General features: G+C 35.7%; 10 protein-coding genes, 2 tRNA genes and 1 pseudogene. 6 read left to right on the top strand and 7 right to left on the bottom strand.

Features of this window, described 5'->3' with window-relative positions; genetic code table 11:
* Positions 1 to 363 precede the first annotated feature (363 nt).
* From H5968_RS23855 to cysK, 6 genes are all read right to left on the bottom strand, one after another.
* Complete coding sequence (locus H5968_RS23855) at positions 364 to 1383, bottom strand: ABC transporter ATP-binding protein (RefSeq protein ID WP_187041925.1); 1020 nt, start codon at positions 1381 to 1383, stop codon at positions 364 to 366.
* Positions 1384 to 1817: 434 nt separating this feature from the next.
* Positions 1818 to 1889, bottom strand: a tRNA-Thr gene (locus H5968_RS23850).
* Between the two features lie 99 nt (positions 1890 to 1988).
* Positions 1989 to 2074, bottom strand: a tRNA-Tyr gene (locus tag H5968_RS23845).
* A 191-nt stretch (positions 2075 to 2265) separates the two neighbouring features.
* Positions 2266 to 3087, bottom strand: a complete 822-nt coding sequence (locus H5968_RS23840; RefSeq protein WP_222620788.1) for a DUF6816 family protein — start codon at positions 3085 to 3087, stop codon at positions 2266 to 2268.
* Positions 3088 to 3251: 164 nt separating this feature from the next.
* Complete coding sequence (locus H5968_RS23835; RefSeq protein WP_096572113.1) at positions 3252 to 3659, bottom strand: ChuX/HutX family heme-like substrate-binding protein; 408 nt, start codon at positions 3657 to 3659, stop codon at positions 3252 to 3254.
* 689 nt (positions 3660 to 4348) lie between these two features.
* Positions 4349 to 5290: a cysteine synthase A gene (gene cysK / locus H5968_RS23830; protein WP_187041924.1), complete on the bottom strand. Its 942-nt coding sequence runs from the start codon at positions 5288 to 5290 to the stop codon at positions 4349 to 4351.
* A 1055-nt stretch (positions 5291 to 6345) separates the two neighbouring features.
* On the opposite strand from cysK, the gene H5968_RS23825 reads away from it, so the two are divergent.
* From H5968_RS23825 to H5968_RS23815, 3 genes are all read left to right on the top strand, one after another.
* Positions 6346 to 6774, top strand: a complete 429-nt coding sequence (locus H5968_RS23825) for a hypothetical protein (RefSeq protein WP_187041923.1) — start codon at positions 6346 to 6348, stop codon at positions 6772 to 6774.
* 196 nt (positions 6775 to 6970) lie between these two features.
* Positions 6971 to 7234 carry a hypothetical protein gene (locus H5968_RS23820; protein ID WP_187041922.1) on the top strand — a complete coding sequence of 88 codons (264 nt, stop codon included), beginning with the start codon at positions 6971 to 6973 and terminating at the stop codon, positions 7232 to 7234.
* A gap of 2 nt (positions 7235 to 7236) precedes the next feature.
* Entirely contained in the window at positions 7237 to 7548 is a 312-nt protein-coding gene (locus H5968_RS23815; protein WP_096572117.1) for a hypothetical protein, read from the top strand.
* 102 nt (positions 7549 to 7650) lie between these two features.
* Here H5968_RS23815 and H5968_RS23810 read toward each other — a convergent pair whose 3' ends face one another.
* Positions 7651 to 7800, bottom strand: coding sequence for a hypothetical protein (locus H5968_RS23810; protein ID WP_187041921.1), 150 nt, complete (start codon positions 7798 to 7800; stop codon positions 7651 to 7653).
* A 146-nt stretch (positions 7801 to 7946) separates the two neighbouring features.
* Here H5968_RS23810 and H5968_RS23805 point away from each other — a divergent pair, with 146 nt between their 5' ends.
* From H5968_RS23805 to H5968_RS23795, 3 genes and pseudogenes are all read left to right on the top strand, one after another.
* Positions 7947 to 8282 carry a hypothetical protein gene (locus H5968_RS23805; RefSeq protein WP_096572118.1) on the top strand — a complete coding sequence of 112 codons (336 nt, stop codon included), beginning with the start codon at positions 7947 to 7949 and terminating at the stop codon, positions 8280 to 8282.
* A 46-nt stretch (positions 8283 to 8328) separates the two neighbouring features.
* A pseudogene (locus tag H5968_RS23800) lies at positions 8329 to 8807 on the top strand (LLM class flavin-dependent oxidoreductase); the annotation flags it as partial.
* Entirely contained in the window at positions 8800 to 9171 is a 372-nt protein-coding gene (locus tag H5968_RS23795) for a hypothetical protein (RefSeq protein ID WP_096572119.1), read from the top strand. The pseudogene H5968_RS23800 and the gene H5968_RS23795, both read left to right, overlap by 8 nt.
* The last annotated feature ends 229 nt before the right edge of the window (positions 9172 to 9400 follow it).

The raw sequence follows: 9400 nt of genomic DNA, 5'->3' as shown, positions 1-9400 counted from the left end.
GAGTCAGGAGGAGATTTGAAAATTTCTTTGCCATCTCTTGAAATCCCCAAAAATGCACACTTTTTCCGGTATACCCTTCAAAACCCTTGCACTAATTTCTGTGTTTATCAGCCTCTAACCTTTGATATATCAAGGTTTTAGGTTTATTCAGCAAACCCTATCTATTTTAGATGAAATGTTGAAATTGGCAGTGGTGGTTAATTCTTTAGAGGATTTTCAACAAGCTTTGAAATCTGCAACATCAAATTGATAATCTCCGGGCTAGAATCTACTGTAGAGACGTTCCATGGAACGTCTCTACATTCTTTTTCGGAGAGGTCTAATTGACAATTGACAATTATCAATTATCAATTATCAATTATCCTATCTCATATTTTGTTTTTTCTCAGCTTTCGGATCACGATTTGCTACAGCAGCTAATTCTGCATCCATTAAAGTTTTACCTGTTGCTGCTAAATAAACATCATCTAAACTAGGACGAGATTGGGCAATACCAAAAATTGGTAAACCTGCATTATTTAACGCTTGTTGAATAGAAATTAAAGCGTCATTTTGGGGAGTAACTACCAAATTTAAGGAGTTACCTTGGGCGGAATTAATGATAATTTCTTGCACAAAAGGTAAAGATGACAGCAGATTTTTTGCTTTGTCTGCTTCTTCATTTGGTGAAAATTCGCGGATGCGTAAGGTAATGCGATCGCCTCCTACTTGATCTTTTAATTGAGAAGGTGTACCAGTGGCAATTACCAAACCCCGATCTATAATTGCTACCCTATCAGCTAAAGCGTCAACTTCTTCTAAATAATGACTGGTGATGACAACCGTAGTCCCCCCAGCGCGTAATTTTCGCAAAAAGTCCCACACCACAAAACGGCTTTCTATATCAAGTCCTACCGTTGGTTCATCTAATACTAAAACATCTGGGGAATGTAATAAACCAGCGGCCAAGTCTAGACGTTTGCGTAAACCACCGGAATAAGTGCCGGTTTTCTTATCTGCGTATTCCTGTAACCCGAGTAAATCTAATACAGTGTTAATGCGTTCTTTGATAACTTTACTGGGGAGGTGATAAAGTGCTGCTTGCAGTTGTAGCAGTTCTCGACCGGTTAAAACCTTATCTAAAGCCACCTCTTGAGCGACATAACCCAGCTTTTGACGTGCTAGTTTAGGGTTATCTAACACCGAGATTTCCGAAACTTCGATTTTTCCAGAGTCAGGGGTGGTGAGGGTACACAAAGCGCGGAGAGTAGTGGTTTTCCCTGCACCGTTGGGACCAAGTAAACCGAATATTTCCCCTGGTTTCACCTCAAAGGAGACATCCTTAACAGCGACTACAGAACCGTAGCTTTTTTTTAGATTTTCGATTAAAACTGCTGAGGCCATGACAGCAATAAATCCTAACTATACATTTCGCAACAATCTATTTTCTATTGTACGAGTTAGGCGTTAGGTGTGATGAGTTCTGGGTTTCATTTTGAGAAACTTGTTTTCTGGTATAAAGCAGCACAGTGTCTCAATCAGGATTTCCAGATTTTCAGAATGAACAGAATTTTGCAGAAAAAGCTGAGTTTTAAGCTGTTGTGCATTTAATTTGTATAAGTGGAACAGGCATCTTGCCTGTTAAACAAGAGTTCAGAATATTAGGATTATACAATTTAGCTGTGTAACAGCTTACCATGACACAAGAGTTAAGGGGTTCATTTTTTTTTATTTTTTGGGGCAATTTTGGGATAGAATATGTTTTATAGATGTTTGATAGTCTTTAGGGAATAGCCTAAAAACCTTATATGTTAATATATATTAATAGTTTTAAAACAAGCCCGTGACGAGGATTGAACTCGTGACCTCACCCTTACCAAGGGTGTGCTCTACCACTGAGCCACACGGGCAAAATTGAAATTTACTTTTCGGGTTTTTGATGATTTATGAATTACAAAGCTGAGAATTTAACTCGACACTCAGCTATTGTAACCCATATCATCTCAAAGTGGTGGGCCGGGCTGGATTTGAACCAGCGTAGGCGCAAACCAACGGATTTACAGTCCGTCTCCATTAACCACTCGGACACCGACCCGCTTCGTTCCACTTTTCCTATAGTAGCAGCAGTTTTTAGGTTTGGCAAGGGGTTGGGAAAACTTTTTTTCAAAAAAACCGGAAAGGCTTAAATCACAAGGGTTTCAGATGATTAACCCCTGAGTTAACCTGTTTCTTGCAGGGAGTGTAAGCGGTGATCAATGCCTTCTTGGTGCATTGACAATTTTTTGGCTATTTTAAGGGGTAAAATTCCAACCGATAACGATAAAGCGCCACCGGACGAGAACCTGCGGTAAAATAATCAGGATCTTGGGGTGAAAGGTACACAGCAGTGACTTGATCTGCTTCTATTGTTGGGTATAATTTGGGATCAGATGTGGAAACTAAATGATAAGCTGTGGTAGATTCTACATTGTTAAAATAGGCACGAGAACCACCTTTAAAATATTGTTGAAAAACTTCTGCACTGATAAATTTACCAAATTTACCAAATTTACCATCGGGATTTTTTTCGGTTGTGCGTGCGGTGACTACAGAAACTAATTGGCGATCGCCACGAAAAAAGGTAATTTGACGATTAGGAGATTCTGGATCTAATTTAACTGCTAATACAGCATCATCTCCTAAATAAGCTCTGGATAAGTTCAAACTGTTAAATACTCGATCAGCTACTAAAATTGGTGATTGTTGATTTTGTGATTGTTGATTTGTTTTAAAGAAAAGATTAAAATCTGAATTGTGTGGTGTAACTTTCACAAATCTCACTACAAAATTCACAGGTTGATTTAATTGACTGCGATTTGCTTCAAATCCTGGTGTGATAATATCTGGTGCTAAAGGTGCAGCTAAATCTACCAAGGTACTGGTGACATTCCAAGTTCCAGCTATCCAGTCAGGGTAAACTAAATCTCCCTTTGCGGGTTTGACTGATGTTAATTTTTCCCATTGTGTAAAGTTGGCTAATTTTTCAGATAATTCACCTGCTTTAGCTTCTGCATTGGTAAATAAACAGAGGATGATTAAACAAAGACTTAAAATGGTTTTCAGGAACATAATCAACAACTCAAAAAAATCAATTTAAATTTCTAACATTAATTGCCAACATTAATTTCCAACATTAATCTGATGTTAATCCTGTAAGGATTTAGCACTGCTAAACCCCTACTTATGAATTTTGATGCAGATAAACGATTGATTGAATCAATCAATTGCAAAAATTACAAACTTTCTAGGGGTAAAGGTTGCCAAACTTCACCGTATTTCTCCCGTAAAGCCAACCAATTTTCTACCTGTCCCGCTTCATATTCTCCGGGTTTACCCCATTGTAAAAATAGGCTTAATGCAGGTTCTTCTTTTTCATCTAAAAACCGGATAGCATAGGTTGTAAAATTACCTCTTTTAGCTTCACCTGTTTCAAATTTTACCTTAGTGATTTTATCCATATTCAAATGAAATTCAAATCCTTCGGTGTGCATATTCGCATATTTACCTTTTGGTAATTCTGCATAAAATAGTTTTTCTATTTTTCCTCTAGCTTCTAATACTGCGGCGCTGCTAGTGACTATTAAACGCAAAGTTCCTAAATTTTCGCAAGCTTCCAAAAATTCTTTCAATGTTGTATTCATACGCCTAATGTAAATTACCAAAAAGGATGTCATCTATATTATAGATGTATTTTATACTATATATGATATTTTTGTCTGAATCAGGATTTGCAGGATTTTTGTTTTTATCATAATTTATAAGATTTTAGTCATGAAGATGCAGGATAAATCAGATATCTGAGGAAAGATTAGTGTTGTGAATATTGAATCATTAATTATTTGCAGCATCTTCAACAGCAAAATGAATTTATCTAACTGACAGTAATTAATATTAATACCTGAAATCTATATTTATCAATTATTATATTAATTACAGCAGATTGCAGATTAATCAGGTACAGAATATAACTTGAAACCTAGACAGAAACAGAGTTTTACTCCTGACTCCTGATTCCTGCTGTATCAATTTAAATTACATAGGGTTTGCTGAATAAACCTAAAACCTTGATATATCAAAGGTTAGAGGCTGATAAACACAGAAATTAGTGCAAGGGTTTTGAAGGGTATACCGGAAAAAGTGTGCATTTTTTGGGATTTCAAGAGATGGCAAAGAAATTTTCAAATCTCCTCCTGACTCCTGACTCCTGACTCCTATGCCCTCACGGAAAGACTTTCTCAGCAAACCCTACATAATCCTGTGAATCCTTTAATCCTGGAAATCCTGATTCAGACAAAAAACTCAACCCAACCTACAGAATATTTACGAATATTTAACTCATCAAATCTTGAAACATCGCTGTACTTAAATAACGCTCCCCAAAAGAAGGCTGAATCATCACTATTAATTTACCTGCATTTTCTGGACGTTTACCGATTTTAATTGCTGCACACAAAGCCGCACCAGAAGATATACCTGATAATAACCCTTCTTCTGTTGCTAATTTGCGTCCATATTTCATTGCATCTTCATCATCAACTTGAACCACTTCATCAATTAATTCTGGACGCAAAACATCGGGAATAAAACCAGCACCAATACCTTGAATTTTATGAGAACCAGATTTACCACCAGAAAGCACAGGACTTTTACTAGGTTCAACAGCAATAACTTGAAAATTCGGTTTTCTTTGTTTAATAACTTCCGCTATTCCGGTAATAGTTCCCCCAGTTCCTACTCCAGCAATTAAGATATCAACTTCCCCATCTGTATCAGTCCAAATTTCTTCAGCGGTGGTTTCTCTGTGAATTTTTGGGTTAGCTGGGTTGCGGAATTGTTGCAACATAAAAGCATTGGGAGTATTTGCTACTATTTCCTCTGCTTTATTAATTGCTCCCCGCATTCCTTCAGTACCAGGTGTTAATTCTAAATTAGCACCATAAGCACGCAACATGGCGCGTCTTTCTTGGCTCATGGTTTCTGGCATGGTTAATATTAATTTGTAACCACGGGCGGCTGCTACCATTGCTAAACCAATGCCTGTATTTCCTGAAGTTGGTTCTACTAAAATAGTTTTTCCTGGTGTAATTAAGCCCTCTGCTTCTGCTGAAATTACCATACTTACAGCAATTCTATCTTTAACAGATGCTGCTGGATTCATACCTTCTAGCTTAACAACTACTCTGGCTACTACTCCCTCAGACTGAGGAATTTTGTTGAGTTGTACTAAGGGCGTTCTACCAATAAGTTCTGTTACGTTTTTAGCAATTCGCATTTATTAACCCCTAAAATTATCCTCAGATTATCCTAAGATTATCCTAAAATTATCCTAAAATTATCAATAATCATTCTATCTCTTTATTCATCATACTCGGTTTTTAGATATTTTTTTGATAGTTGAGTAACATTTATTTTAAGAATTTTATCTATCAACATAATTTCCTTGTAATTCCTGACTTGATCAAAATCCAAAAATATTTTGCCAAAATTTTAATTGGTAAAATTTTAATTGGCAAAATTTTAATTGCTTTTTTGATTTCTTTAGTTTATTTTTAATTCAGTTCCAATTTGTCATGATATACTGTTATTTGAGTACAGAGTTCATCATTAAAAATCATCTTTAAATATCCTCAAGTATTTGCCCATAAAGCTTTACAGTTGAGTACAAAAATCCCCGCACCCCACCTGATAAATGCTAGTACCCCCTCTGCAAAAATCTAGCACCTCTACCCTCAAAAATTTTTATAATTCTTACTAGATAAGACTTACAGCCTTTGAGTACAACTTTAATGATTTTAATAATTTCAATTCTGGTGGGGTAAACTGTGTGCTGGGGAGGCAACTGATATAAACATTTATAGGATTTACGCAGAGATTCCCCTCTACCCCCCGAAATTCCTAGACGCAAGTCTGGTGAACTAGGGGGGACTTCTTAACCATAATTAAATGGTAATCTCTATTCACAAGCGGTTAAATTCTGTCAGTATTATTGATTACTAAATCTAGCATATTTTAGGAGTGGATTCGGATTTTTTATGAATTTTTAATTTCAATTGCTTGATCAACATTTATGAGATTCGCTATTTACATTTGTAACTGATCAAACTGCTGGGTTTAAATTTTAGATTTTAGATTTTAGATTCACAGCAAAAATTTAAATATTAGGTATTATCTACCAATTTTATATTTTGAATCTAAAATTACTACATCAAATCTAAAATGTGATAGCTGTTTGAGAAATGGCAATCAGAAGGTGCAGCAATAACCCATAAATTACCTTTAATTAGATTTTATTACTGGGTAATTGTAACCTAGCGAGGTAGAGCAAACATGAAATTAAAAATTTTCAATGTGCTGACAGTTGGTTTGGTTACTTTAGCTGTACTTTCTCCGGGAATAATAGTTTTTAATTTAATTTGGGGACGACATCTAGAGTTAGTTAAGACACAGAATTTATCTTGTGAATTAACGAAAATTAATCAAGGTTATGCTTCTTTTTCTTTCTCAAATCAGAGTGTAAATACTCTGGAATCTCTAACTCAAAAAAAAATACCTGCAAATAATTTTTTTCTCCAACTGCAAATGATTGTTGAACAATATAAAATCGTCACAATTTTGCAATGGTTGGTTTTAGCTACACCTATTTGTATTGGTTTGGGAATCATTGCTTACGATAGATATCTTGTTTATCGTGCTGCTGTTTTCAAAGCGCAAGTAGAAATGTTAGAAAGACTTTGGCAACAAAGTATTGAACAATAAATCGTAAGGAGTCAGGAGTCAGGAGTCAGGAGTCAGGAGTCAGAATATTGTTTTTATGAGGGATATACTTCAAGCAAGTTTTTCATCAATTATCAATCATGACTCGAAAACTCTCATTAATTGTCAATACTGTATCTGAATCCTGAAAATAAAGCAATAATTTTCAAGTTTCTTGTTCACCATAAAGTAAATTACCATGTCAGAAGAACGCCAAACTCAGTATTTTAATTTGATTGATGAATTACTCAGATGTCCTAATGGACAAGAACCAGAGGTATTGGAAGCTCAACCCGAATTAGTTGATTCTGGTTTGATACACACAATGCTACAAGTTGCGACTATGTTTGCCCATGAAGGTAATCAAGATGGCGCTCAATTTTTATTTTTTATAGCTAAAGAATTAGCGAAACAATTAGGTTTATATCCTGATGTTTCCAATGAGGTTGCAACTCAGGAGTAATAATGCTATTGACTTCAACTGATGCAGGAAAAATAGCTTTAGAATTTCTGTTAGCAGACTGGAACATTGCGGAAGAATACAGAGATTGGTTTACTATCATTAACTCGCAATTAATGGGTGAATATTGGTACATTGTAGAATTGGGTGTGGAAGGTTTTCCTGATAAATGGTTTATCCAAGTTTATGATACAGGAGCCTGTGACCCAAATTATACATTTATGTCTCCTATCTCTGGTTCTGAAGGATATATGGATTTGAAAAATCTACCAAATATTCTCGCTGATGTTTTAGTCGCTGAACGCAATTCCCGATAAGGTAAGAATTCAGGAGTCAGAATGTTTGATAAATACAGGACTTAGTTCAAAATTTATTTGTGCTATACAGTTCAGTAATTTTGAATTAATTATAAATGGTCATTATATTAGAGGTGATGCTTTTTTAAAGTTCACCTCTTTTTGTGATTGGTGATTGGTGATTGGTGATTGGTGACTGGTGATTGGTGATTGGTGATTGGTGATTGGTGACTGGTGATTGGTGATTGGTGACTGGTGACTGGGAAAATACAAATAATTTCTCCCTGACTCCTGACTACTAGAAATTAATATTTTATTTAGAAAAACCTGCTAAATTGTCATGTTTAAATAACAAGATTATGTTATACTAAATAGTAGTAATAGACGCTACAGAAATATCAATCAGAAATATCAGTCAAATGATTACTGAAGATATCCTAGCTCAAGAATTCACACGAATCTTAGACCATTATTACCCTGACCTTGGGGAAATATTGGAAAATTGCCATGTGAAAGTTATCACCTCTTTTTGGGGAAGACCTGCTAGACGCTTTCAATATATAGGAATTTATTGTTCTGATGACATCATGCCATTAGTACAATCACAAAAAGAAATATTGAGAGAAGTAGCAGAAAATATGGGACTTATTCAGGTAGTTTGCATAAATGCTAAAAGATTACTCCGCGATCCACTATCTAAATTAAGACAGTCGGAACCGCGTTTATGGTTGGATTTGCATTTAGTGGCGGTCTAGAATATAGCCAATCATGAAAATAGGACTTTTCTGCAATATCGCTAGTGATGATGATGTAGTTAAATATGCTGGTGACGATTCTTTTAGTTTAATGAGGATTCCACCTTTTTCTCTTTTGAGATTGAGAAATACTGTCATCAGATATCGACAAATCAATAACAGTGGTGCAGATCAATTTCTGTTAGCGCGGTTCTTTTTTGTGACTAAAACTGATGATGAAGCGGTAAATAAAGCCTTACCTTTCATCCATAAATTTAGCCAGAAAACCATAGCTAACTCGACTCAAGTAATGCAGAATAGTCCCCATCCCCAACAATCCTATTATCAAACAAATATCTGTTATGAAATAGATTATTTGCTGGAAAATTGGATAATTGGGGATGTTCAAACCTGCCGCGACAAAATCAAGAAATTCCAGGACGAATAAAATATCAGCACAATAGCACTCAAACCCTCATCTTTATTTCTGTAAAAAATCTTGAGAGTTTGCAGCGTTACAATCAAGAGGTGCGAAATTATGTCTAAACTGCCGTTACTTCCTCCTGATGATTTACCTCCCGTAGAGGTGACAAAACAGGACGGAATGTTACAAATGGAATTAGAGCAATCTATTGGCAGATGCTTTTATTACGCTTGCGATCGCATTACCCAAGTCTTGCTATCTAACTGTCATTGGTATATCACCAAAAACGGTAATGCTCTGTTATTAATTATTGACGCTCCTGATATAGTATCTTACTGGCATATAGTCAGCAATATTCCCCAATTTGGTAAAAGTTTAGAACCATTTACCAAAGAAGCAAAAGTTAGAGTTTATCCGCCTTTTGGTAAAGGAATGCCCTTTGAAATTGGCGTAAATGAAATCTCTGCTTATCGAGATTGGTTATAGTTTGGTAATGGGTAATGGGTAATTGGTAATGGGTAATGGGATAAATTATCCTATCTTGTGGGATAGGCATCCTGCCTGTCCTTTATTTATGATTAGCCAGGGTAGGGTTTGCTGAATAAACCTAAAACCTTGATATATCAAAGGTTAGAGGCTGATAAACACAGAAATTAGTGCAAGGGTTTTGAAGGGTATACCGGAAAAAGTGTGCATTTTTTGGGATTTCAAGAGA

The sequence above is a fragment of the Sphaerospermopsis sp. LEGE 00249 genome, assembly GCF_014299995.1.
Taxonomy (GTDB): domain Bacteria; phylum Cyanobacteriota; class Cyanobacteriia; order Cyanobacteriales; family Nostocaceae; genus Sphaerospermopsis; species Sphaerospermopsis kisseleviana.
This window is presented reverse-complemented; position numbering and strand designations above follow the sequence as displayed.